This is a genomic window from Dokdonia sp. PRO95 (assembly GCF_000355805.1).
Lineage (GTDB): Bacteria > Bacteroidota > Bacteroidia > Flavobacteriales > Flavobacteriaceae > Dokdonia.
Map to the genome: position 1 here is coordinate 2,372,284 of NZ_CM001837.1, position 25,549 is coordinate 2,397,832.

The 25,549-nt window shown below is 37.6% G+C and carries 22 protein-coding genes and 1 tRNA gene; 7 read left to right on the forward strand and 16 right to left on the reverse strand.

Translation table 11 applies throughout. The annotated features are described in order from the left end of the window. Nucleotides 1–3: 3 nt before the first annotated feature. From corA to D017_RS10805, 7 genes are read right to left on the reverse strand one after another with little or no spacing between them, the layout of a single operon-like run. A complete protein-coding gene (gene corA / locus D017_RS10780) occupies nucleotides 4–723 on the reverse strand; it encodes a magnesium/cobalt transporter CorA (RefSeq protein WP_343215418.1) in 720 nt (239 codons plus the stop codon). Beyond that, the gene (locus tag D017_RS15580) at nucleotides 678–1,109 is read right to left on the reverse strand and encodes a hypothetical protein (RefSeq protein ID WP_343215419.1); all 432 of its coding nucleotides are present in this window, start codon (nucleotides 1,107–1,109) and stop codon (nucleotides 678–680) included. Before D017_RS15580 ends, corA begins: the two co-directional genes overlap by 46 nt. Then, nucleotides 1,109–2,065, reverse strand: a complete 957-nt coding sequence (locus D017_RS10785) for a hypothetical protein (protein ID WP_035336492.1) — start codon at nucleotides 2,063–2,065, stop codon at nucleotides 1,109–1,111. The genes D017_RS15580 and D017_RS10785 overlap by 1 nt, the downstream gene beginning before the upstream one ends. A gap of 33 nt (nucleotides 2,066–2,098) precedes the next feature. Next, the gene (locus tag D017_RS10790) at nucleotides 2,099–2,686 is read right to left on the reverse strand and encodes a Maf-like protein (RefSeq protein WP_035336493.1); all 588 of its coding nucleotides are present in this window, start codon (nucleotides 2,684–2,686) and stop codon (nucleotides 2,099–2,101) included. Further along, entirely contained in the window at nucleotides 2,679–3,599 is a 921-nt protein-coding gene (locus D017_RS10795; protein WP_160164971.1) for a geranylgeranylglycerol-phosphate geranylgeranyltransferase, read from the reverse strand. Before D017_RS10795 ends, D017_RS10790 begins: the two co-directional genes overlap by 8 nt. A gap of 10 nt (nucleotides 3,600–3,609) precedes the next feature. Then, entirely contained in the window at nucleotides 3,610–4,137 is a 528-nt protein-coding gene (locus D017_RS10800) for an HAD-IIIA family hydrolase (protein WP_035336496.1), read from the reverse strand. Further along, nucleotides 4,121–4,888, reverse strand: a complete 768-nt coding sequence (locus D017_RS10805) for a DUF2520 domain-containing protein (protein WP_035336499.1) — start codon at nucleotides 4,886–4,888, stop codon at nucleotides 4,121–4,123. The genes D017_RS10800 and D017_RS10805 overlap by 17 nt, the downstream gene beginning before the upstream one ends. A 116-nt stretch (nucleotides 4,889–5,004) precedes the next feature. Between D017_RS10805 and ccsA the strand changes: the two genes are divergently transcribed. Then, nucleotides 5,005–8,307 (forward strand): cytochrome c biogenesis protein CcsA, encoded by a 3,303-nt coding sequence (gene ccsA / locus D017_RS10810; RefSeq protein ID WP_035336500.1) that lies wholly within the window; start codon nucleotides 5,005–5,007, stop codon nucleotides 8,305–8,307. 229 nt (nucleotides 8,308–8,536) lie between these two features. On the opposite strand, the gene D017_RS10815 is transcribed toward ccsA, so the two are convergent. Both D017_RS10815 and fumC read right to left on the reverse strand, forming a co-directional pair. Continuing rightward, nucleotides 8,537–9,874: a 7TM-DISM domain-containing protein gene (locus tag D017_RS10815; protein ID WP_035336501.1), complete on the reverse strand. Its 1,338-nt coding sequence runs from the start codon at nucleotides 9,872–9,874 to the stop codon at nucleotides 8,537–8,539. A gap of 98 nt (nucleotides 9,875–9,972) precedes the next feature. Then, the gene (fumC, locus tag D017_RS10820; RefSeq protein WP_035336502.1) at nucleotides 9,973–11,358 is read right to left on the reverse strand and encodes a class II fumarate hydratase; all 1,386 of its coding nucleotides are present in this window, start codon (nucleotides 11,356–11,358) and stop codon (nucleotides 9,973–9,975) included. A gap of 147 nt (nucleotides 11,359–11,505) precedes the next feature. Here fumC and D017_RS10825 point away from each other — a divergent pair, with 147 nt between their 5' ends. Continuing rightward, nucleotides 11,506–11,688, forward strand: a complete 183-nt coding sequence (locus tag D017_RS10825) for a hypothetical protein (protein ID WP_013751789.1) — start codon at nucleotides 11,506–11,508, stop codon at nucleotides 11,686–11,688. Between the two features lie 94 nt (nucleotides 11,689–11,782). Here the strand turns inward: D017_RS10825 and D017_RS10830 are convergent, their stop codons facing one another. Together D017_RS10830 and D017_RS10835 are read right to left on the reverse strand one after the other, a co-directional pair. Then, complete coding sequence (locus tag D017_RS10830) at nucleotides 11,783–12,280, reverse strand: hypothetical protein (RefSeq protein ID WP_035336503.1); 498 nt, start codon at nucleotides 12,278–12,280, stop codon at nucleotides 11,783–11,785. A gap of 218 nt (nucleotides 12,281–12,498) precedes the next feature. Then, on the reverse strand, nucleotides 12,499–15,366 hold the full coding sequence (locus D017_RS10835; protein WP_035336504.1) for a pitrilysin family protein: 2,868 nt from the start codon (nucleotides 15,364–15,366) through the stop codon (nucleotides 12,499–12,501). Between the two features lie 264 nt (nucleotides 15,367–15,630). Here D017_RS10835 and D017_RS10840 point away from each other — a divergent pair, with 264 nt between their 5' ends. Beyond that, entirely contained in the window at nucleotides 15,631–16,437 is an 807-nt protein-coding gene (locus D017_RS10840) for an alpha/beta hydrolase (protein ID WP_035336505.1), read from the forward strand. Here D017_RS10840 and D017_RS10845 read toward each other — a convergent pair whose 3' ends face one another. Beyond that, nucleotides 16,438–17,805, reverse strand: coding sequence for an alpha/beta fold hydrolase (locus D017_RS10845; RefSeq protein ID WP_035336506.1), 1,368 nt, complete (start codon nucleotides 17,803–17,805; stop codon nucleotides 16,438–16,440). It lies immediately after the preceding gene. A 169-nt stretch (nucleotides 17,806–17,974) separates the two neighbouring features. Then, entirely contained in the window at nucleotides 17,975–18,487 is a 513-nt protein-coding gene (locus D017_RS10850; RefSeq protein ID WP_035336507.1) for a hypothetical protein, read from the reverse strand. Between the two features lie 264 nt (nucleotides 18,488–18,751). Here D017_RS10850 and ychF point away from each other — a divergent pair, with 264 nt between their 5' ends. Beyond that, nucleotides 18,752–19,846 carry a redox-regulated ATPase YchF gene (ychF, locus tag D017_RS10855; RefSeq protein ID WP_035336508.1) on the forward strand — a complete coding sequence of 365 codons (1,095 nt, stop codon included), beginning with the start codon at nucleotides 18,752–18,754 and terminating at the stop codon, nucleotides 19,844–19,846. A 72-nt stretch (nucleotides 19,847–19,918) separates the two neighbouring features. On the opposite strand, the gene D017_RS10860 is transcribed toward ychF, so the two are convergent. Next, nucleotides 19,919–20,332 carry a BLUF domain-containing protein gene (locus D017_RS10860; RefSeq protein WP_035336509.1) on the reverse strand — a complete coding sequence of 138 codons (414 nt, stop codon included), beginning with the start codon at nucleotides 20,330–20,332 and terminating at the stop codon, nucleotides 19,919–19,921. Between the two features lie 60 nt (nucleotides 20,333–20,392). Further along, nucleotides 20,393–20,707 (reverse strand): hypothetical protein, encoded by a 315-nt coding sequence (locus D017_RS10865; protein WP_035336510.1) that lies wholly within the window; start codon nucleotides 20,705–20,707, stop codon nucleotides 20,393–20,395. Nucleotides 20,708–21,116: 409 nt separating this feature from the next. On the opposite strand from D017_RS10865, the gene D017_RS10870 reads away from it, so the two are divergent. Further along, nucleotides 21,117–21,201, forward strand: a tRNA-Ser gene (locus tag D017_RS10870). A gap of 584 nt (nucleotides 21,202–21,785) precedes the next feature. Here D017_RS10870 and D017_RS10875 read toward each other — a convergent pair. Next, the gene (locus D017_RS10875; protein WP_035336511.1) at nucleotides 21,786–22,145 is read right to left on the reverse strand and encodes a hypothetical protein; all 360 of its coding nucleotides are present in this window, start codon (nucleotides 22,143–22,145) and stop codon (nucleotides 21,786–21,788) included. A 241-nt stretch (nucleotides 22,146–22,386) separates the two neighbouring features. Between D017_RS10875 and D017_RS10880 the strand changes: the two genes are divergently transcribed. Both D017_RS10880 and D017_RS10885 read left to right on the forward strand, forming a co-directional pair. Continuing rightward, on the forward strand, nucleotides 22,387–24,756 hold the full coding sequence (locus D017_RS10880) for a DEAD/DEAH box helicase family protein (protein ID WP_035336512.1): 2,370 nt from the start codon (nucleotides 22,387–22,389) through the stop codon (nucleotides 24,754–24,756). Further along, complete coding sequence (locus tag D017_RS10885; RefSeq protein WP_035336514.1) at nucleotides 24,756–25,541, forward strand: hypothetical protein; 786 nt, start codon at nucleotides 24,756–24,758, stop codon at nucleotides 25,539–25,541. The genes D017_RS10880 and D017_RS10885 overlap by 1 nt, the downstream gene beginning before the upstream one ends. Nucleotides 25,542–25,549 lie beyond the last annotated feature (8 nt).

A 25,549-nucleotide genomic window follows, 5' to 3' on the forward strand; every position in this document is an offset into this window, starting at 1 on the left:
AAATTAGAGCCATTTTTTACGCTTAAAGTAAATGAGTGATGCAACAAAAATAACAATCATAGCTGCCCAAAAATAATAGTAACCACCTTTGATAGCTAGCTCTGGGATATGTTCAAAATTCATCCCGTAAATACCTGCAAGAAATGTCATAGGGATGAAAATTGTAGCAATGATGGTGAGCACTTTCATCACTTCATTCATTCGGTTTGCAATGTTAGTAGAGTTCATATCCATTAGTCCAGTAATGGTATCACGGTACACTTCTACTGTCTCGATTACTTGAATGGTGTGATCATATAAGTCTCTTACAAATATTTGCGTTTTCTTAAGAATAAGATGATTATCTACTTTTTCAAGCTTATTTACCACTTCACGTAAAGGAAATATAGAACGTCTTACTTGTATGACTTCTTTTTTAAGACTCTGAATTTCTTGAGAGTAGTTTTTTGAGGTGTCTGTGTAAATTTTATCTTCTAGTTCTTCTATTTTATTACTCAATTGCTCGATGATAATAAAGTAATGGTCAATAACGGCATCCATAATCGCATAGGTGAGATAATCTGCTCCATTAGAGCGCACTCTACCCTTGGCGTGTCTTATGCGTTCTCGCACTCCGTCAAAAACATCACCATCATATTCTTGTAAACATATAAGGTATGTCTTTCCTAGAATGAGACTTATGTGCTCAACATTGAGCTGATTTTGATCATCATAGTACAGCATTTTAAAGACGATAAATAGGTGGTCGCCATATCATCTAGTTTAGGTCGCTGGCTAGTGTTTGCAACGTCTTCCATCACTAGTGGGTGCAACTTATAACGCTCTGCAATTTGTGTAAGTGCAACAGTATCACTTAGACCATTAATATTAATCCAAGTTACAGTCTTTTCATCGGTATCCTTGTGATATTCTTCTAGGCGTGCAAGTGTTTCCTCATCTAGATAATCATCGTTATAGTCAAAGACATCAATGCTCACAGCTTTTTCAGCCTTATTACCTGTATAAATGACGTGCCCAGGAGCATGAGAAAGTTTTTCTTTTACGGTCTCCCTAGTAATATTATTTCTTACTAAGGCGTTTACCTTTCTTTTAATGTTTTTTCTAATCATTATAAGCCAAGTTCTTTACGTAACGCCTCATCCTCTTTAGTTTTTTTACCCCAGTAGGCACTTCTGATTGTTTTCATCTTAGTAGCTGTTGTGGTCATTTTATCTCCACCACGACCGTCTGGATACGTCTCTTCCCAGCCTTCAATCTGGTGAGGGAAATCACTAGTAAAATTAATGGTAAGCGTTCTGTCTAGTGATGGGTAATTGAGCGTATATGAAGTTGCTGTTAAGCTTCCCGTAACATTATAAGCTTTTATAGGAGTGTGCGTCATCGCGGCATAAGAAACGTCTGGAATACTTGTAAAACTCCCAGTAGGTAATAAGGTAGGGTCGATGCGCAATAATGCCCACAATTCATTTTCTAATACTGCTTTGTCTAAAGTATATTCCTCATCTGCTCGGCTTTCAAAATAAGAGTGAATCTGCACCTCAAATTGATCTCTGTTATTGAGTTGTGTGTACGTATTACCACACCATTCTTGCATACTTTGTGAGACCTTAATAGCGTGCAACTCCTCATTTACTGGTAAAAATGTACTACTCATAATGGAATACGGATAAATGCCTGTCACAAAATTTTTAGTAGCATTTAACTTGATAATAGGGATATTATTGTTGTCTTGGTTATCTGCTTTTACTTGTTTTTCTGGCAAGAAGTCTTCAGTTACAAAAATAAGTGCTGCTGTTCCTTCCCTTAACTCGCCATAACGAGCTTGCTGTAAGTCGTAGCTAGTGATTTCGGCAGTTCCAGCATACCAGTAATCTTTCCACTCTTGTGAGATGGAGCGCTGTGCTATTGGTAGCGTATTAATGCTTGTTGCGGTGTCCGCTTTCGCGAAAGCGGTATCATTTTTATCATTGTTCTTACATCCAAAAATCATAGCAACAACGACTAAAGCGCTACCTATTAAGAATGTACTTCGATATGCTTGATGTTGTTTTGTGGATATAGACATGATATAAATTTTAATATTAAAATTACAGAAATACTATGAGTCTGCGAGCAGCATTAACGTTTCATAAACTTTATGAAGCGGCATTCCCATAACATTGAAGTAAGATCCCTCTATGCTGGTCACTGCAATGTAGCCAAACCATTCTTGAATACCGTAACCACCTGCCTTATCATACGGCTGGAAGTTGTCTATATAATAGTCTATTTCTTCTTCGGTGAGGTCTTTAAATGTCACTTTTGTTGTGTCATTAATGACCGTTTGTGCAGTAGCAGTAGTAAATGCGACAGATGTTATTACCTCGTGTGTGCTGCCTGAAAGTGCAGATATCATGGCATAGGCTTCATCGCGGTCTTCAGGTTTATTTAAAGCAACTCCGTTAAACCAAACAATGGTATCACTAGTAACAAGAATATCTTGTGCTTTAAGATTTGAAAATGCAGAAGCTTTGAGTCTAGCAAGGTGATCTGTAATTTCTGGTCCTTCAAGCTCTTCTGGAAAAATCTCATCTACAGGTTTGATATCTATAGTAAAATCGAGTCCTAATTCTTTAAAAAAATCTTGACGCCTAGGAGATCCTGAGGCAAGTATGAGGTTGTGATTTTTAAGTTTTTCTTTAAGCATAGCGTTCTATAATTAGTATAAGTGGAAAAAGGAGAATGCCTAAAAGCATTAAACCTTTAAGTAGTCTAGCAATTAATTTATAATCTGATGTTTTTTCTGCGTTCCAGCATTGGGAGGCAATATATCCTAGTGGGATTATTGTAAAGATAAATAGTACGATAGTGATAGGTAGCGACCCATCTGCAAATATAAATGTGAATAATGCACTATTAAACAACAATCCTAGTGCAATGAGAGCGCACAAAAGCATCGTGCGTTTACTGCCAATTATTATAGGTAATGTGCGATACTCCATGGCATAATCCCCATTTATATCTTGGACATCTTTTACAAGTTCTCGCAGTACGTTAATCATAAAAGCAAGTACCACAACAAAAGTAAATAGGGTGTAGCCTTCTTTTGTGAGGATGTGTGCAGCTCCGGAAAGCTCAAGAGCTTTGGCTTCAAACAACCATATAATGACAAGCGAAAAAGCAACCAGCCCACTAGTTACAACGTTTCCCAGAATAGGAATTCTTTGTAAGTATGAGTTATATCCATAGAGCGCTACACTCACTCCTATAAACAGTAATGAATAATCCCAATGTCCTAAAATAAACGAACTATAAATGCCTAATAGAACTCCTAAGCTCCACAGTGAGATACAGTAGGCATAGGCATTTCGTGTCGAGATGTTGTCAACTACATAAACCTCATTAGGCTTGTTGATACGATCTGCTTTAATGTCAATTATGTCATTATGAATATATCCTGCAGCCGCTATACAAAGCGTAGCGAGAGATAGTGTCACAAACTCTAAAAAAGATAGCTGAGTGCCTACATCTCTCAAATAACTCAAAGACAACTTTAAAATAAGCTGAGCTATAAAAATCATAAACAGATTAAAAGGTCTTATGATTTTTAAATATGCCACAAATCTATTTTTAGTGTGCCGAGGCATCTATTTCTTTCATCCAGTTGTTTTGCACTTTAAGCACTTGCTCAATTACATCACGCACACAGCCGTGACCACCTTTTTTATGAGAAATATAGCTAGATATTTCTTTGATTTCTTTTACGGCATCTTGAGGACAACAAGGTAATCCGACTTTTTTCATCACTGGGAAATCAGGAATGTCATCGCCCATGTAGAGGATGTTTTCTAGGCGTATATTTTTTTTATCTATATACGCTTGTAGGTGTTCCATTTTAAGGTGTGCGCCTAGTGCAATATCTTCTATGCCCAGTTTTTGAAGTCTCGAGCGTACACCTTCGTCAGTACCACCGCTTATGATACATAGGTTGTATCCAGCCTCTAGCGCAGCTTTCATAGCATAGCCATCTTTTACATTCATGGTGCGATGCATCTGCCCATTTGATGTAATGTGTAATGATCCATCTGTAAGTACTCCATCTACGTCAAAAATAAACGTAGTAATCTGGTGTAGGTATTCTTTATAACTCTTTTCCATAGAAATGTGTAATCGCTTTAGTTATGTTTTTATAAACCGCTGTATGATCAGGATCAGTAAGTAAATTAATCTGTTGGTCAATGACCTGTTTGTCATCACGTTTTGCAGGACCTGTCTGACTGTTTTTAGGTCCTTGGTGTAATGCTTTTTCGGTAGTTTTCTGTATGAGTGGATACAAGGTGTCAAAAGGAACACCGTGTACGTCACAAAGTTCTTGAGCAATGGTGTAACAATGATTTGTAAAATTATTTGCAAATACTGCAGCAAGGTGTAATTGCCTGCGTTGCTCACTATTTATTACTTGTACATTATTTGATATAATCGCTGCTAAGGTCTTTAAGGTTTTTTCATCTTTTTGATCATCGGCTTCTATGAGAATAGGGATTTCGGTAAAGTCTATCGATGTGTCTTCTTTAGAAAAACTTTGCAGCGGATAAAAAACTCCTTTGTTATGCTTTCGCGAAAGCGTACTCATCGCCGTAAATCCAGAAGTATGTACCACCAGTGAGTTATCAAAGGGAATCTGCTCAGAGATGCTCTTAATAGCATCATCACTTACGGCAATAATCGTAACATCGGCAGGTTTGAGTTGGTCAATAGTGACGGTTTCTCGAGCAATATTGTTAAAGTTTTTGAGCTTTTCATGAGAGCGACCTGCAACCTGCATAAGTATAGCTTGATTTTGAGAGCCCAATGCCTTTGCAAGATGCCAAGACACATTACCAGTACCGACGATATTTACTTCAATCATAGGTGCAAAAATAGGCTTTTTTAAATGTGCTCAGCTTTCATTTTTTATGAAGCGTCTCTCTAAGGTTTTTCGAGCCTCGTAGGTTATCTTTGCACACGGTAAAATTGGCCTATATTATGCAAAAGAAAATCGCCTCTATTTTATTCTCCACAAGACTGATGGGGATATTGTTTATAGCTTACTTTGTCGCAATGGCAGTAGGTACCTTTTTAGATCAAGGGCAAGAAACTTCTCCTACTCCTTACTCAAGATATTGGATTTATGATGCTTGGTGGTTTACGCTAATTCACATCATGTTTGTGATCAACTTTGTAGGTAATATTTTTCGCTATAAATTGTTGCGTAAAGAGAAGATAACCACCCTTATTTTTCATGCCTCTTTTATCATTATTTTAATAGGAGCTGGTATCACAAAGTATATAAGTTACGAGGGCGTAATGGTTATAGAGGAGGGAGCATCAGAAAATACGTTTTTAAGTGAGAAAACGTATCTAGATGTGTTTCTAGATGGTGAGCGTGACGGACAGCCTATGCGTCGCCCATTAAAAAAGGAGTTGTCTTTGTCTCCACGTCTTGATAACGATTTTTCATGGACAGAGCGTTTTAATCATAGCGCTACAGACCGAAATGATTACACAGATATTTCTTTCAATTTTAATAAGTTTATTGATGGCGCAGAAGATGGTTTTGTAGAGGATGAAAACGGACTTTGGCATCTTAAGATTGTAGAAACTGGTACAGATAATCAGCGTCATGAGCACTTTCTAGTAGAGGGGGAGCTAGTAAATATTCACAATGTGTTGTATGCTTTTAATAAGCCTACAGATGGGGCAATAAATATAGGCTTTGATGGAGAAAACTATACGTTTTCATCACCATTTGCCGGTGATGTAACGGTCATGGCTACACAAGCTAAAAGCGAAGTTCCAGAAGCTGTAGAACAACCACTTAAATTAAGAGCATTATATAATTTAGGAGGAAAACTCTTAGTGATTCCAGAACCTGCAATACGTGGGCGTACAGGTATTGTTGCAAAGGAAGTAGCAGAGAAGAACCAAGAAGATGCATTGTTTGTAGATGTGACTGTAAATGGCGAGACTAAAACTGTAGGCTTGTTAGGAGGAAAAGGTTACAGTAATGACAAGAAGAAGGTTGAAGTGGGTGGCCTTACGGCTTACCTTTCTTATGGAAGTGAGGCAATGCCTTTACCATTTGCTATAAAACTCAATGATTTTATTGCAGAGCGTTACCCTGGAACAGAAAATAGCTATTCATCGTTCGAAAGTAAAGTAACTGTAGAGGATGGAGATGAGAACTTTGATTATGATATTTACATGAATCACGTACTAGACCACAAAGGCTTTCGCTTTTTTCAAGCGAGCTTTTTACCAGATGAGAGTGGAACTATTCTTTCTGTAAGTCACGATTTTTGGGGTACTTGGGTTACGTATATTGGATACTTTTTACTCTATATCGGAATGATGTTGATTTTATTTGACAAGGGATCTCGTTTTGGCGAACTCAAAAAGCGATTAGGTAAAATCAAGATCAAAAAAGCAAAACTAGCTGCAGTGTTGTTGTTTTTCGCTTTCGCGAAAGCGGGATACGCACAAGAAGATTTATCTAACAAAGCACCAGAAGTCTCAAACGGAAATGTTGAGGTGCGCGATACGGTTGCTACCAGTAGTGAGAATATTGAAGATATATTAGGCTTAGACGGTCACAGCGAGGTAACGCACCAGCAAACGATGCCTACGCAGGAGGAAATTAAGAAACTCATTGTTGAGAATGCAGTGCCACTAGAGCATGCCCAAAAGTTTGGAAAACTTGTGATACAAGAAGATGGAGGGCGTATGATGCCGGTAAATACTTTTTCTAGTATGCTCTTACGTAAGCTGAGTAGAAGTGATACTTATGAAGGTCTTACTGCAGACCAAGTAATGCTTTCCATGATTGAGAATCCTCAGATATGGACATTCACAGAGCTTATCTATCTCAAAAAAGGTAACGACAGCCTACGTAATATTGTAGGAGTACCATCAGACAGAAAGTACTTTAAACAGATGGACTTCTTTACTCCAGATTTTAAATACAAGTTAGGGCCATTCCTTGCAGATGCATATTCTGAAATTAACCAAACTAAAATAGCTAAGGAGCTTACAGAAATGGATCAACGTTTAGGGTTACTAGATAGAACCTTAGTAAAGGAGATTTTAAAGATTTTCCCAAAGCCAAATGATCCTAATAATAAGTGGATATCACCTATAGAAGTTAAAGATGCAGCATACAGAGCCACAGATTCTGTGATTGCAAATCAAATATTTCCTGCTTATTTAATGAGCTTGCAAAAAGGAAGACAGTCTGGAGACTACTCTGATGCAGATAAAGTGCTTGCTGGTATAGAGAAATTCCAGCGTACGCATAGTAATGATATCATGCCTTCAAAAGAAAAAATTGAAGCAGAGGTATATTACAACGAGCACGATGTATTTACTAAGCTATACTGGATGTATATGCTTGCAGCTGTGTTCATGATGATTTTTGTGATTGCTGCAATTTTTAACCCAAGTAAGTTTATTACGTTTATGGGTAAACTAGGAGCAGCTATTATCATTGTGCTATTTATAGTTCATACCGGAGGTCTTATATGGCGTTGGTATATTTCAGGTCACGCACCATGGAGTGATGCTTATGAGTCTGTATTGTATGTGGGATGGGCAACAGTATTCTTTGGTCTAGCCTTTGGAAAAGATAGTATGCTTACCATTGCCAGTACTGCTTTTGTAGGAGCATTTATTTTGTGGGCAGCTTCGTTAAACTGGATGAACCCAGAGATTGCCAATCTACAAGCGGTATTAAATAGTTACTGGCTTATGATTCACACGGCGGTAATTGTGGCGAGTTATGGTCCGTTTATACTTGGTGCTATTTTAGGTATTGTCTCTCTATTTTTAATGATTTTTACCACAGAGAAGAATAAAGAGAGAATGGATCTCAGCATCAAAGAGATTACCATTATTAATGAGCTTGCGCTTACTGTAGGTATGGTGTTACTTGCTATAGGTACCTTCTTAGGAGGACAGTGGGCAAACGAGAGCTGGGGAAGATATTGGGGTTGGGACCCTAAGGAAACTTGGGCGCTTATCTCACTTATTGTGTATGCCTTCGTCATACACATGAGACTCATACCAGGACTAAGAGGAAGATGGCTGTTTAATTTCTCATCTATTATTGCACTAGGGAGTATTCTCTTTACTTGGTGGGGAGTAAACTATTACCTATCTGGGCTTCATGCTTACCAGAGTGGAGGGGACATCGCTACTCAAAAGATATTTGTTACTCTAGGCGTATTGTCTGTGTTAGGTTTCTTCTCATATAGAAAATATAGAAAGTTTTACGTGAATAAAAGTAAAGCGTAGAAGGCTACAGTACTTGAATATGCATTTTACAGCCATTAATTCTATCTTGAATTAATGGCTGTGCACTTTAATACGAGTGCTATACTCGTACATATCTTGTATAATAATAATATAATGCGCAATTAAGGCTGGGAATGACTATAAGAAAATCTTGAGCTCTTACTTACAAAGTATAGATAGATAGGTTAGAAATAAAATGTGTCTACTTAACACATCTTTTAAAGCCCAGTTAGAACGATAAGTCCTTTAGATCAGTACCGTTATCAAGTCCAAGTTTTGAATAAAGACTGCTTGTTAATTGTTGTAGTTTGTCATCAGATAGACTGTGTTTTAAGGCAATCATCTCATTGCTGAGTCCTTTAGAAATATCGTTTAGTATACGCACTTCCATGTTTTCAAGGCCATATTGGTAAATCAAAGATTCCATATAATTATCATCTGCATCTTGTACGTTCTTGTAAGCACTCAGTTCTTTAATCTCCTTTACATGAAGCATTAATTTATGCTTCATCAAGACACTTTTTTTCTGGATGTCCTTAAAAGAAACAAGTAACAATATCGCGATAAGTGTAAAATTAAAAGATGCTGCTACAGCAACCTGTGCAGGTGTATAATTTATAAAGGATAAATTAAAAATATGAAGAATAAAATAGTCTGCTAGAAATAATATATTGATACTATAAACGCCTATAAGAATTAGTTTACGAGCTCCTTTTGCAATCATAAGCATCAATACCCACATTAAAATAACGGTTGCGATGCACGTAATATCTACCCCTATAAAACCGATTATGTTATCACTAATTAGATAAGTAATTAGGAATATAGTAGACAGTGTGCTCAGTGTGAGCATAGCATATTTGATCCACATTTGATGCGGTCTTACTTGTAAGTAAAACATCATAAAGCCAGTAGCAGAAAGACCTACTAAATAATGTCCAAATATTTCAAGAGATGTAGATATGCCACTACTAATCCCAAATAAATACAAAACATTATCCTTTGTAAGGATACTTAAGAGAACGGCAAGCACTAAGAAAGCAAAAAATAGGAATTGCGTGTTTCTAACTATAAAGTAAAACACTAAAATTGCTACTATAAGTGCTATTGCTGTACCGTAAAAGAAACCAATACTTAGTAAGCTTCTTTTTTCTCTACTCGCAAAAGAAGATTCGTCAGAGTGGTGAATAGGGAAATATGCTTCTACTGGAAAATTTGCTTTGAGGTAAAGTGGGAATTCAAGATTTCTTTTGATTAAAAAATATGAAGGAAAACGTGTATCCTTCATAATGTTAAGTTCTTTACCACTAGAATCGTATAATGCTAGATTATTAACGTGAGAAGATTTTAGTTCGAGAATCTCTCTATCTGCAGTTATACCATCTATCTTAAACCAGTAAATACCATTTTCTGTTCCTAGGTTATCTGAGGTAGTTGTATTAAAGCTAGTGTTCTTAACTTCATCTATGGTAAGTGTACCACTTGTATCTCTGAGGTAATTAATAGATTCAAATGGAGTGCCCGCACTGATGCATAGCAAAGCCAAAAGAACCATTAATATCTTCATTAGATCTAAAATTTGATAAACAATAATACGTTAAAACGCACTAAGTTACAACTTTGTCGGGTTCTTAGTGCATTTTAACGATATTTATTGTACAAAAATTAGACCATATCTTCAGGACGTACCCATTCGTCAAATTCTTCTGCAGTTACATATCCTAGGTTGATAGCTTCTACTTTAAGTGTAGTTCCGTTTTTATGAGCGGTGTTTGCAATCTCTGCCGCTTTGTAATATCCTATCTTAGTATTTAAAGCAGTCACTAGCATTAGTGAGTTGTCTAGAAGCTCTTTAATACGCTCATTGTTAGGTGTTATACCTGAAGCACAATGATCTGCAAATGATACACACGCATCGCCTATAAGCTGTGCAGACTGTAGTAAGTTTGCAGCCATCATAGGTTTAAAAACATTAAGTTCATAATGTCCTTGCATACCTCCTACACCTATAGCAACATCGTTACCCATTACTTGCGCACACACCATTGTTATGGCTTCACATTGCGTAGGATTTACCTTACCAGGCATTATAGATGATCCAGGCTCGTTTGCAGGAATTGAAATTTCTCCAATACTACTACGTGGTCCAGAAGCTAGCATTCTAATATCATTTGCAATTTTATTGAGAGATACTGCAAGTTGTTTGAGAGCTCCGTGCGTTTCAACAATAGCATCGTGTGCAGCAAGTGCTTCAAATTTATTTTCGGCAGTGCGGAAAGGGTGTCCAGAAAAATCTGCCATATAAGAAGCTACAAGCTCAGCATATCCTTTTGGAGTATTAAGACCAGTTCCTACTGCTGTACCACCTAATGCAAGCTCAGAAAGGTGGTCAAGCGTATTGTCTAGCGCCTTTAGACCATGATCAAGTTGTGATACATAACCAGAAAATTCTTGACCTAGTGTAAGTGGAGTAGCATCCATTAAGTGCGTACGCCCTATCTTAACCACGTCTTTAAAGGCTTCTGCTTTCGCTTTAAGGGTATCCCTTAATTTACGTACTCCAGGGATTGTAGTCTCAACTACTTTTTTATATCCTGCGATATGCATCCCAGTTGGGAATGTATCGTTAGAAGATTGTGATTTATTTACGTCATCATTAGGAGCGAGTGTTTTTTCCCCTTCGCCTATTACTTTTCCTGCTAGTTGGTGAGCACGATTTGCAATCACCTCGTTTACATTCATGTTACTTTGAGTTCCAGAACCCGTTTGCCAGATTACTAGTGGGAACTGATCGTCATGCATTCCTGTAAGAATTTCATCACAGGCTTGTGCAATAAGATCTCTTTTTTCGGTAGAAAGGACACCTAGCTCACAGTTAGTGTAAGCAGCTGCTTTTTTAAGAATGGCAAAACCGTGTACAACCTCGATAGGCATAGATGCAGGAGCACCTATTTTAAAATTGTTTCTTGAGCGCTCTGTTTGAGCTCCCCATAATTTATCTGCGGGTACTTTTACCTCGCCCATCGTATCTTTCTCGATTCTATATTCCATAATTGAATGTGTTAAAATTGGTACACAAATTTAAACATTTGGCTTCATTTCACATCGTTGATAAGCTGTCAATAAATGTGTTTTTTCTCTTGTGAAAAATAAATAATATCAACTATCTTTGCTGCAAACAAGAAAAGACACGATCCTATGTTCGATTTTGACCAATATTTAGGTTTTCTCGCATTTTTAACTATCCTTACTATAGGATTTTGGTTAATGATATTCCTTCTCACATTTGTAATCCCTTACTGGGTAGGAGGTTCATTTATTGAATTTATGAAAGAGAAAAGAGAAGAGCGCAAGCTTAAAAGAGAGCAAGAAAATAGCTAAGATATTTTTTACGCTTACGCGAAAATATATAAACCTTCAACACAAGCTATTGAAGGTTTTTTTATGCACTCATTATTCTCAACTAGAAACTTCCTTAATTGTTAAAAGCCAGCTGATCTCTTAAGGTTGTAGATCTAATACAGACTGCCTCAGAGGTGTCACCAAACTCATCTACAAACTTTATACATTGCATTCCATTTGGTAAGCAAGCTTCGCCAAAGGTGGTTTGTGAGGTGCACATCGTTGCTCCTGTGCTGTAGGTTCCTTTTTCATCTAGCTCTAAGGCAAAGGTTGATACGTAGTTGTCGTTGCTAAATACTCGTAAATACTTATTACCTTCTACATCTATCACCTTTAATGATGATGGAACAAGCTGTAGGCCCAGTGTTCGTGCTTTTGCCTGAAACGCATTTAAAAAGGAAACTTCAGAAACTGTAAATACAAAAGACTCTTTTTCTAGCATTCCTACAGCTGTAAGGCTTACTTCATCCACACTAGGTAAATGGTCTGCACTAGCGTTAAATCTAACATTTCCTTCACAAGACGTAAGAAGAACAGCCGCGATTAAAGAGGAGAGCAAATACTTTTTCATAATACATTATATGTTAGTTTATAATTTACAAGCATTCGGTAAATGGGCTAAATTTATTCTAATTGTGAATTGGTGATTTTCTTTTCTAGTTAAATTTTTCAGGTGTTTTAGTTAATTTTTTGTGGTTCATATTTTCGCGAAAGCGTATCCTTTATCACAAAAAAAAGAGTCTCCCTGTGGAGACTCTTTTAATGAAATTCACTGTACTTTTATTCACATTATTGCTTGACGTTCTTAAGATCTACTTCATTACCATCTTTGTCGAGCATTTTTACTTCGTCAAAGCCCATTTTTTTGAACTGTGCAAATTGTGTTGCGGCATCACCTACTACGAGGTAAGCCATCTTGTTTTCATCAAGATATTTATTTGCAAGCGCTTTGTGCTGCTCTAAGGTCATGTTACGTATTACGTCTTCCTCTTTCTCAATGTAATCTGTAGGAAGGTCATAAGCGCTACGTTCTTGTAGCATTCCTAATAAGGCAAATTGTGTCTCAAAACGACGTGCATTAGATTTAATGAGTGCATTTTTTGTAAAAGCAAGATCCTCCTCAGAAATTCCTTCTTTGTACTTTTTAATCTCATCTCTAAAAATCTCAACAGATTCTCCAGTTGTATTTGTACGCACACTTGAAGAAGCTGTAAACGTACCTGGAAGTTTAGATCCATTAAAGTAGGTGCGCGCTCCATAAGTGTATCCTTTTTCTTCACGTAAAATAAGGTTTACAGCACCAGAGAAAGATCCTCCTAGTTTGTAATTCATCACTTCGGCAGGGTAGAAGTCTTTATCTGTACGAGCCATCCCTATGTATCCTATGTTAATCACAGATTGCTTTGCATTAGGAATGTCTACAAATAGGAGTGAGGACTTATCTCTATTATTTGCTACAGGATATTCTGGGATTGTAACATCTTTTGCTTCCCACTTAGACTCAAGATCTGCAAGTGCTGCTAGTGCATCTTCTTTTTCAATTTTACCTACGATGTGGAAACGACTTACTGAAGGAGAGAAGTTAGTATTGTAAAAATCCTTTAAATCCTGCATGGTGATGCTATTTACAGACTCCTCTGTACCACTTGTAGGGTAAGAAAAGATGTGATCTTCACCGTATAGTACTTTGTTATATACGTTATTTGCTACTGCATTAGGATTTGCAGCGCTGCGCTTAATACCGTTAATAGTAGCGGTCTTGATACGTCCTAGCTCTTCCTCATCCCATCTAGGTTCAAATAAAATCTCTTCTATAAGGTCCATGGTAGCAGCAAAATTTCGCGTAAGCGTATTTCCCTGAATAGTGATCGCCTCACGAGATGTATACATATTGATACTTGCTCCTAGTAATTCTATTGCTTCTTCTAACTGTTCTGGAGTTTTATTTGCAGTACCCTCCATCATAATATCAGTCATAAGGTTTGCAACCCCATTTTTTTCCATACTATCTAGTAGGTGACCACCTTCTATCACGAGGTTAAAGTTTACCGTAGGGATTTCATTTTGAGAAATACCATACACTTCAATACCGTTAGAAAGTTCTGCTTCCCATGAAGATGGGATTTTAAGAGCAGGAGCGTCTCCTACAGATGGAGGCGTAGCACGATCAATTTTAGATGGTGTTTTTACTACCTCTGTAATTTCGTCTTTTACTACTTTAGTTACATTCTCTTTAATCTCTTCTTCAACAACATCTGCTTTTACAGAGTTTTCTACAATAAGATTAAGTTGGCCCTTAGGTACAAAACTCGTTTGCACATATGGCTTCCCTTTTACGTAAGTGTTATACACACGCATTACATCTTCCTTTGTAACCGCTTTGATGTTCTCAATATCTTTTTCAATAAAATCTGGCTCACCAGCAAATACATTATAGCTTGCTAGTTGGAACGCTTTACCATTTACACTGCTTATGCCGTTATAGAAACCAGTCTCAAGACCAGCTTTGATACGCTCTATATCTTTATCTGTAACGCCTTCTGCTTCAAATTTTGCAAGACCTTCGTCTATTGCTGCTTCAATTTGATCAAGATCTACACCGCTATTTGCAGTGATAATCACGTGAAATTCTCCTGCAATTTCCTGGCTATTATTGTAAGCTGTTGTTCTTGAAGTAAGATCTTTTTCTTTTACAAGAATCTTATATAAAGGAGCTTTCTTTCCGCTTGCAAGAATTTCAGCTAAGAAATCTAATGCGTAGGCATCATCTGTATACTGCTGCACTGTTGGGTACACACGGTGTAATTGTGGTGCTTGAGCAAAGTTATCCTCGTGGTATAGTTTCTTTGTTTCGGCGATTGTTACTGGCTGTGGCTCAAGTGGAGCTACATCTTGGCGTTTTTTGATCTCACCAAAGTACTTCTCAATAAGTGCTTTTGCATCTTCAGTTTTAAAATCTCCTGCAAGTACGAGTGTCGCATTGTTAGGACCATAAAACTTGTCGTAAAATTCTTTTACGTCTGCTACCGTAGCATTTTGTAAATCCTCTAGTTCGCCAATAACTTGCCAGTTATATGGGTGACCTTCTGGATAGATGTTTTTATCAAGTACCCATCCCGTGTGACCGTAAGGATTATTATCTACACGTTGTCTTTTTTCATTCTGAACCACCTCTTGCTGGTTTTCAAAAGCAGATTCGGTTACTGTATTAATCAAGAATCCCATACGGTCAGATTCTAACCATAAAACTGTTTCTAGTGCATTGTTAGGTACCGTTTCATAATAGATAGTTCCATCTTTCCAGGTACCTCCATTTAATGTTCCTCCGGCATCTTGCACCGTTTTAAAGAACTGATCTTGTGGTACATTTTCAGATTCTTGAAAGAGCATATGCTCAAAAAGGTGTGCAAAACCAGTGCGTCCAGTCTTCTCACGGTTAGAACCTACGGCATATTGTATGGCAAGCGATACAATAGGATCACTACTATCTTGATGCAAGATAACGTCTAGTCCGTTTTCAAGTTCGTATTTTTCATAGTCTATCGAGAGTTTTGCATCTGCTGCTTGTGCCTTGTCACCACTGGCATTGTCTTTACACGAGGTAACAACAAAGGCTCCTGCCATAAGGACAAAAGCAGCTGTTTTTAAGTTTTTCATGATCTGTGTTTTTTGATTTTTTAAGATTCTGTAAGATAATCTGCAACTTGATAACCTTTTCATAAAATTATGTTAATGGCAGATACTGAGATTGTTAATATTATTTTCGTAGCGATATAGACTTCATCTAGTATCACAAATACCTCATTATTTATGAATTTTTAATCCTACAGCATTTATTGAAGCCACGCCTCATTCTGCGGTATTTTCTGTAAACGAAAAGAAGAATAGTATTTTTGCAACGCATCCATCAAGGCAGCATTCATGAAAAAGCTCAAAAAACCATTGATTATACTATTTATTGTTGCAAACCTATACGCGATTCTCTGTGGAGGTTTATACTTCTTTCAAGACAATCTTATTTTTCATCCGCAGCAGTTGCCGCAGGATTATGCTTTTGATTTTGAACATCCGGCTGAGGAGGTTTGGCTTGATGCTCAAGATGGAGCACGCTTGCACGGACTTAACTTTCAGGTGGATGATGCCAAAGGAACCATTTTATACTTTCACGGTAACGCTTCAAGTCTTGCTCGCTGGGGAGAGATTGTGCAGTTTTTTGTTGAGAAACAATATAATGTCGTGGTGATGGATTATCGTCAGTATGGCAAGAGTGGAGGAGCGCTTACTGAGCAAAATTTATATGATGATAGTTTGCTGTGGTACGCTTTCGCGAAAGCGCAATATCCCACAACTCCAATAATAAGCTACGGTAGAAGTCTTGGGACAACCTTTGCGACCTATGTGGCGTCTAAAGAAAATGTGAGCCAACTCGTACTAGAAACCCCATTTTACAGTATTGAAAACGAGGCAAGCTCAAGATTTTCTATCCTTCCAGTCAAGAAATTACTTAAATATGAATTCCCAACGTATCGCTATATAAATGATGTGCAATCACCTATTGCGGTGTTTCATGGTACAGAAGATGAAGTGGTGGCATACGCCCACGGAAAACGATTATTTGACAGCATAGATCAACAAGAAAAGGTATTAATTACCATTCCAGAAGGTGGACATAATAACCTCATTGAGTTTCCTGCCTATGAGGAAGCTATAGATAAGGTTCTTAATTAATTATCGTATCGTTTCTTCCTTAATCCATTTTGCAATGAGCGTTAGTGCTCTTGGAGCCATGGTTTGCTCTATTTCTGAGTATTCCGTTAACGCGCCAGTGGTGCTTTCTTGAAAGAGATGATTAAGCCCTTCAAAGGCTACTGTTCTTGTGCGCTCATTATTACTAGATGCAAAAGCTTCTTTTATAGCTTCCAGATTCTCTTCATAAGGAACTTGTAAATCCTTTTTGCCATTCATTGCGAGAATAGGAGTTTTGATTTTACTTAAATATGTACTTGGCTTCGTTCTTAGTAGACTTATGATCTCGGGAGTAGTGATTTGATTTGTGATGGATTCCACTTGCTGTGCGGGTACATTAGGACCAAGTTTGTTAAGTAAGGCTGCATTTACTTCGTTTTTTAGGTCTCTATGATTTTCTGGAGCATTTACAATGATCTCATAAGCAAGTCCTATCATTTCTAGTCCTTGTTGTATTTGAGCTTCTGGTACATTAAGTAACCGTTCTAGCGCTGCTTTTTGTGAGAGCATGAGTTGGTCACCGGCTATTCCAGGTCCTGCGAGCATGACTGTAAAATCTACATCATCATTAGTTGCCGCAATTTGCGGAGCAATAATCCCTCCTATGCTATGACCTATAAAACCAAATTTAGACTCCTTGAGATAAGAACGCTTTTTAAGATACTCAAGTGCCTCCGTGGCATCTCTCGTAAACTCTGGGATACCTGCAGTTTTAAAAGTTCCAGTAGATTTACCTACGCCGCGCTCGTCGTATCTAAAAACGGCAATCCCTTGTCTGGTGAGATAATCTGCAAGGACGTAGTATAACTGGTGGCCAAACATATCTCCATCTCTATTCTGCGGGCCGCTACCACTTATGATAATAGCTACGGGAGGATTCTTAATATAATTAGGCAGCGTGAGTGTACCGGCAAGTTGGATATCGTCCTCCTTATTCTTAAAAACGAGTTCTTTTGTGGTGTAGTTAAAGGGCGCCTTCGGTTGTTGTGGTCTGTTTAATGTGATTACACCACGCTCGAGGTTGAGTGATACGGGAAAGTTATTTTGGATAATATTACCCGTAAAGCGATCATTTTCAAAAGCACCTTTGTATATGATATTAAAATCTGGAAAAGTCGCAACGAGAGTGTCATTTGTAAACGTAGTAGTTGCTGCTTTTCCCGCCATGAGTCCTTGGCTTGGGATATCCATTGTGGTGGCAAGAGCGCTATTTTCTTCTTGAATGTGAAAAGCAAAGTCCAGCTTTTTTCCTTGAAAGTCTACGGTACCTGTCCAGTCTCCTGTAATTTCTTGTGAGTAGGAGGTAAGCGCGATTAAAAAACCTAGGATGAGTGTAAATAAAGCTTTCATAATGTACTAATAAAGAATATCTAGGATACTAAGATACTTGTAAATGTATGGATTGAGGGTAAAGTGTTCAAATTTTGGCGAAAGCCTAACAAAAAGAAACCCGAGGCTCGCGCTCTCGGGAATCTAACCAACCAAAGTTGTCTATGGCTGTAATATCATGCGTTACTTCTTAAAACTGAGTAGAAGTTGGCGTTTTTTTGATTTTATAAGTCACAGTCTTTACAGAGTCATCATCATTGTTATACTCCTCAGACACCATATTTCCATCCTCATCAAAGTAGCTTACAGAAATTCCGTTTGCAGTTTTGAGCAAGTATACGTCACCTTTTGCAAGTTGGCGCATAGTTCCATACTCAGAGGTGTCATTATCACGAGTTCTCATAATCGTATATCCATCTTCAGATTCTTTAAGATTAAACTCAGAATCATTGTAAGTATACGTAACCTCACGTTTTACAACAGTATTTCCTCGTTGTAGCGTTTGGTTTAATTGTCCTTTTTCTGTAGGATCCAGTTGTGTAGGCGTTACGGTAGATACCTTTTCTGTTTTGTACAAAGTCTCATTACCTAGTGAAGACTTTACCGTCGTTCTTGTCGTTGTCGTTTCTTCTATCGTTTCTTGTGCTTGTGCTGCAGTGATTGTAAAAAGTGCTGCACATACCGTATATATTAACTTCTTCATGTTGTTTGTTTTGGTTCTGTACAAAGGTACCATGTAATCCCTCTATGAGGCTTAAGGGTATGGTAATGCTTTGCTAAGTCTTTGCCAAAGTTTGTGTAGCAACCTCCTCTTTCTCTTAAAATATCACAACTTTCGGTTGTTTATATAAGCTTGGTCTGGCAGTCGGTAGATCTATAAATAAGAATTATCTTTGCATCCTGAAAAAAGAGTGGAAAGGTATTTTTTCCGCTTTCGCGAAAGCGTACTATTAATACACATTATTTTATGAAAGCTGGAATCGTAGGATTACCTAACGTAGGGAAGTCAACCCTTTTTAACTGTCTGTCTAATGCCAAAGCGCAAAGTGCAAACTACCCGTTTTGTACTATAGAGCCTAACGTAGGTGTGGTAAATGTACCAGATGAACGTCTGTCAAAACTTGAAGAGCTTGTAAAGCCTGAGCGTGTAATCCCTGCTACGGTAGAGATTGTAGATATCGCAGGTCTTGTAAAAGGAGCAAGTAAAGGAGAAGGACTAGGAAATCAATTTCTAGGAAATATACGTGAGACAGATGCTATCATACACGTACTACGTTGTTTTGATAACGATAATATTGTACACGTAGATGGAAGTGTAGACCCTATACGCGATAAAGAAACCATCGATATCGAGCTACAACTTAAAGATCTTGAGACTACAGATAAGAAGCTTGAAAAAGTAAAAAGAGCATCGCGCACAGGTAACAAGGAGGCGCAAGCAGAAGAGGCAGTGCTTTTAAAAATAAAAGCAGGACTAGAAGCAGGTGTGTCTGTACGAGCTATTGAGATAGATGATGATGCCAGAGATGAGTATGTAAAACCATTACAATTTATCACAGACAAGCCAGTAATGTACGTGTGTAATGTAGATGAAGGCGCTGCTGTAAATGGTAATGAGTATGTAACTAAGGTACGCGAGGCTGTAAAAGAAGAAAACGCAGAGGTAGTAGTACTTGCTGTAGGTACAGAGGCAGATATTACAGAGCTAGATGATTATGAGGAGCGCCAGATGTTTCTTGCAGATATAGGTCTTGAAGAACCAGGAAGCGCTGTGTTAATACGTGGAGCCTACAAGTTATTAAACCAGCAAACATACTTTACAGCAGGTGTAAAGGAAGTACGTGCATGGACAATTAATATAGGAGCAACTGGACCACAGGCGGCAGGAGTAATCCACACAGACTTTGAGAAAGGCTTTATACGCGCAGAGGTAATACAATATGAAGATTTTATTACTTATGGTAGTGAGTCAAAAGTACGCGAGGCTGGAAAGCTAGCTGTACAAGGAAAAGAATATATCGTTAAGGATGGAGATGTAATGCATTTCTTATTTAACGTATAAGTACAAGCATCACTAAGTAAAAAGCCTCACTGTTTTCACAGTGAGGCTTTTTTTATGACGGTTATTTGATGGTTAATCAAGTATAATAAAAGATCGTAAAAGGCGTGATAGCTTATCTGAGGTAGTAGATTGTATCGAGTGTACTTTTAGATACGCTTTGATCTCATCTAGCTGCTCTCTATTTTCAATAGTTTGAAAACGTGAGTTATATTCTTCAAAAAGTGATTTAGGACTTTCCTTATTAATTACCTCAAACACGCTATGGTGACGCGTATCATGTTTGATTTTAGTAGTGTATAAGTTGGTGAGATACGCTTCGTCACCTTCTAGTACTTGGAAGAAGTTACCAAAAGAGTGTAGTAGTATACCACGCACACCACGCTCATTATTGCGCTCATTAGTATGATCAAAGATTTCTTGAATTTCTTCTTCAGATAGATCCTCAGAGGCTTTACTAAAGTAACAGATGGTGTACACAGATTTCATAACTAGGGATCTTCCGGCAAATATAAAAAGATTATGATAAATGTTTAACGCTTTTTAAAACTAGAGGGGCGTTATTGGAATTTTGATGAACAGAATTTTGGGGGTGGGTTTCTTACTGTTGTTTCTTACTGTTGTGTGCTCATTGTTGTGGGACATCTCTCTAAATCTCTCTTCAAAGAGAGACTTCATTTTTTTTTTCCTTGCGGGGAAGTTGTGTTGGGCTGTGGTGTTTTTTCTTTTCTGTTGTTGCTTACTGTTGTGAAACATCTCTCTAAATCTCTCTTCGAAGAGAGACTTCGTTTTTTTTCCCCTTGCGGGGAAGTGGTGGTTGGTTTTCTTCCCTTGGCAGGGAAGGTTTTCTTGTTGTTTTCTCACTGTTGTTGCCTACTGTTGTGAAACATCTCTCTAAATCTCTCTTCGAAGAGAGACTTCATTTTTTCTTTCCCTTGCGGGGAAGTGGTGGTTGGTCTTCCGCCCAAGGCAGGGAAGGCTGTCGTGTTGTTTCCTCACTGTTGTTGCCTACTGTTGTGAAACATCTCTCTAAATCTCTCTTCGAAGAGAGACTTCATTTTTTCTTTCCCTTGCGGGGAAGGTTTTTTTTGGTTGGGTAAGGATGTTAGGTGTTGAGGAAAGGTGTGTTTATATTTTTTTTAGTGCTAAAAGTGCTCGGGTAGTGGGAGTTATGTGGTTGATTTAAAAAAACTACAAAAAAGTGTTGTTGTAAAGGAAAAAGCACTGTATATTTGCACCCGCAATCAAGCAGATAGCTTGATGAGGCACTCTAGGAGAATTGGCAGAGTGGTCGAATGCGGCAGTCTTGAAAACTGTTGAGGGTCACACCTCCGGGGGTTCGAATCCCTCATTCTCCGCAAAAGAAACCCGCAACGTTGTTGCGGGTTTTTTGTTTTATAACCATACGTCAAGCTCCGCTTGAAAGTAGGGGTAGAAAACAAAAAACCTAACGAGCACCGCTCGTTGAAGCTCTCATGCTTGCCCAGGATTCCCTTCTGGGATCACCGCAGGTAATCCCCTTCTAATTTTCGCCAATTATTTATTTCTAATTTCCGCTTGAAAGTAGGGGTAGAAAACAAAAAACCTAACGAGCAGAGCTCGTTGTAGGTTTCATGCTTGCCCAGGATTCCTCTTCTGGGATCACCGCAGGTAATCCCCTTCTAATTTTCGCCAATTATTTATTTCTAATTTCCGCTTGTAAGTAGGGGTAGAAAACAAAAAACCTAACGAGCACCGCTCGTTGAAGCTCTCATGCTTGCCCAGGATTCCCTTCTGGGATCACCGCAGGTAATCCCTTTCTTATTCCATATTCGAATATAGAATACGTTACTTAAGCTATGCTACAACCGCCTATCGCCTACAAGCTACCGCCTACAAGCTACCGACTACCACCTACCAACTACCGCCTACTAACTACCGCCTACCGACTACGAGCTACCCCCTAATTAAGCATCTCCTTATTCACCCCTTTTCTATAGCAGCGTTCTTCACCTAGGTATAGCGGATTGCCGTGTTTTTCTGACCAGAAGCCTTCTAGTAGATCTTTGGTGATGCATTGATAGACGACGACACCTTTGTAGATGGTCTCGTCATCGCCCTTATAATTAAAATTAATCACCAGAATATTATTCTTAAAGAAACCAGTTCCTTGTTGGCGCTGATCACCACTTATTAGCCAATTAGCAACAATTCTTTTATGCTCATCTAGCGCTAGTGTGAGTTCGCCCTCATAACCAGCTGCATTTGCACTTTGGTTGCTTCCTGTGATGGTGTATGTGCCTGCTAGGTCTTCTATGGTCATAGGTGAGTGTTGGGTTTGATGGTGAAAAGTAGTTATAATTCTGTTCTTGGAAGATAATACTTATTAAATGTATGAATTGAGTGTAAATTAGGGTGGTTTTGTGCTGGGTTAGAGTTTGTTTTTGAGTTCCATCTAGTAAGTTTCTGGTTAAAGCCTATTTAAGTTGTTTTTCTTACACAGTTTATAATAATCTTCTTACAAAATATGTATCTTGAATTATCAAACTCATCATCAATCATCAATGAATAAAAAGAACCTTACTGAACGGGATATTTGTACTAAATTCATCAATCCCGCTCTTCAAAATGCAGGGTGGAATATGCGTACGCAAGTAAGAGAAGAAGTTTCTTTTACGGATGGTAGAATCATTGTACAAGGTAAAATGTACACTCGAGGAAAAAGTAAAAGAGCAGATTATATCCTTTATTACAAGTCTAACATTCCTATTGCGATTATTGAAGCAAAAGACAACAAGAAAGCAGTTGGTCATGGAATGCAGCAAGCTTTGGAGTATTCAGAAATACTACAAATTCCCTTTGTATTTACTTCAAATGGAGATTCTTTTGTTTTTCATGATAAAACAGATACCTCAGGATCTTTAGAACAAGAAATCTCATTGGATGATTTCCCTTCTCCAGAAGTTCTATGGATTAAGTATTTAAAACACCAAAGTCTAGACACACCACAAGCGCAAGAAATTGTTGAGAAAGATTATTATGCAGACGATAGCGGTATGTCACCTAGATATTACCAACAAAATGCAGTTAACAGAACTATAGAAGCGGTTGCAAAAGGCCAAGATAGGATAATCTTAGTGATGGCTACAGGAACTGGTAAAACCTACACAGCTTTTAATATTATATGGCGCCTTTGGAAAACAGGCGTTAAAAAGCGTATCCTTTTTTTAGCCGATAGAAATGCGTTATTAACACAAACTAAAAATGGTGATTTTTCACCATTTGGTAATGATATCATGCACATTATCAAGAATCGGAAAATTGATAAATCATATCAGATTTATTTTGCGCTTTATCAAGGGCTTACTAGTAACGACGAAGATAAAAATGCATATAAAGAATTCAGTCCAGATTTTTTTGATTTAATAGTGATTGACGAGTGTCATAGAGGCTCTGCTTCTGAAGCTTCTGCTTGGAGAGATGTGTTGGATTATTTTACAGCAGCAACTCAAGTAGGTTTAACGGCTACTCCTAAAGAAACTAAAGATGTTTCTAATATGGAATATTTTGGAGAACCTGTGTATACGTATTCTCTAAAACAAGGAATAGATGATGGTTTCTTAGCTCCATATAAAGTAGTGCGTATTACCACTAATGTTGACGAAGGCTGGAGACCTACAGCTGGTTTACTCGATAAGTACGGTAACGAAGTAGAAGACCGTATTTATAATTTAAAAGATTACGATAGAACATTAGCTATCGATGAGCGTACAGCATTGGTTGCAAAAAAAATCACAGAATACCTTAAAGCAACAGATCGATATGCAAAAACGATTGTCTTTTGTGTAGACATAGATCATGCTAATAGAATGCGTCAAGCGCTTATTAATGAAAATGCAGACCTCGTTGCAAAAAACTGGAATTACTGTGTGAAAATCACTGGAGATGATGAGGTAGGTAAGCAAGAGCTAGACAATTTTACAGATGTAGAGGAAACCTTTCCTGTAATTGCTACCACCTCAAAAATGTTGACGACTGGTATTGATACCAAAATGGTAAAGTTTATTGTTCTAGAATCTAATATCAATTCTGTAACAGAATTTAAACAAATCATAGGTAGGGGAACACGTATTAGAGAAGCAGAGGGAAAAGTCTATTTTACGATAATGGATTTTAGAAAGGCAACTAATATTTTTGCAAGACCAGATTTTGATGGTGACCCTGTTCAGATTTATGAGCCAAAGCCAGGTGAACCGGTTGTCCCACCAGATGAAGAAGAACAAACTCCACAAGATATAAGCCAACCAGAAAGTTTAGGTGGTTTTCAACCTACACAACCTAATGTGAATATTGATGAGGAAGGAGAAGTTATACGTAAGTATTTTGTAAATCAGATTCCTGTTTCTGTAGTAAATGAGCGAGTACAGTATTATGGTAAAGACGGAAAACTAATCACAGAATCTCTAAAAGATTATTCTAAAAAAAATATAACCGAAGAGTTTGCCTCACTTGATGATTTTATCCAGCGATGGAATAATGCAGAAAAGAAAGAGGAACTAATAAAAGAACTCGCAGAACATGGTGTGTTATTGGAAGCTTTACGTGAAGATGTAGGGCGAGATTTAGACGATTTTGACTTAATTTGCCACATCGCATTTGATCAACCTGCATTAACTAGACAAGAACGAGCAGACAATGTGCGCAAGCGTAACTACTTCACAAAATATAGCGAGACCGCACAAAAGGTGTTGAATAGCTTACTTGACAAGTATGAGCAAGAAGGAATTGTATCTATAGAACAAGGTTCTATTCTTAAAGTACAACCACTTAACCAAATAGGCTCGGCGGTAGAGTTAGTGAGAGCTTTTGGAAAAAAGAAAGACTTTGACCAAGCTATTAAAGATTTAGAAAACGAAATATATAATATAGCATAATGGCTAAAAGTGAATTTTCTGAAACACAATTCGTAATGGGATTCTTAGGTGAATATTTTCATCAATATAGAGTGAAATATCCTGGACGTAAACCACCATTCACATTGCCAACGACTTCAATGGAACCATTAACAGGATCTGATTTTATAATTAAAGGTTTATCAAACTTAGAATTTTATCAATTCAAAAGGAGTGAGCTTTTAAGAACCAAAAGAGGTAAGAGAGAAATCAAAAGTGGTATATCTAAGGATTTACTTCCTTACTATCGTTTTAAAGTCTACAATCATGGTAATATTCCGCAGTTTGACAGGTTAAGAGATATTGCTAAATGCCATCCTAGATTCAAAACTTACTATTGCGCCCCTAAATTTTCTACTAATAAGGAGTTTTATGACTTATTTTGGAATCAAAAAATAATAGAGAATACAGCAATTATTAATTGTAATCAATTTAATCAGGCAGGTTTCAATCCACCTCATTTTAATATCAACGATGGTGATCAACACTACATTGTTTTCAATTCTACTGATCCAAAAGGATATATGTGTTCAGATCTTAAAAAGTTTTTTTTTACCGAAAATATTTTAAAAGAAGGTTCTAATGAGAATTATGAATATGCATCAAGTGTTGAATTAATAAGCACTCTATTCAATATGGTTAAAGAGACAGAGAAAATTGATCAAAATTTGTCTTTAGAATATTCAAAAACACCGCTATCAAAGTTATATTATTCATCCGCAGTTTTAATGCAGAAATATGGAATAATAACTCAACTTAAATACTAAAAAATAAC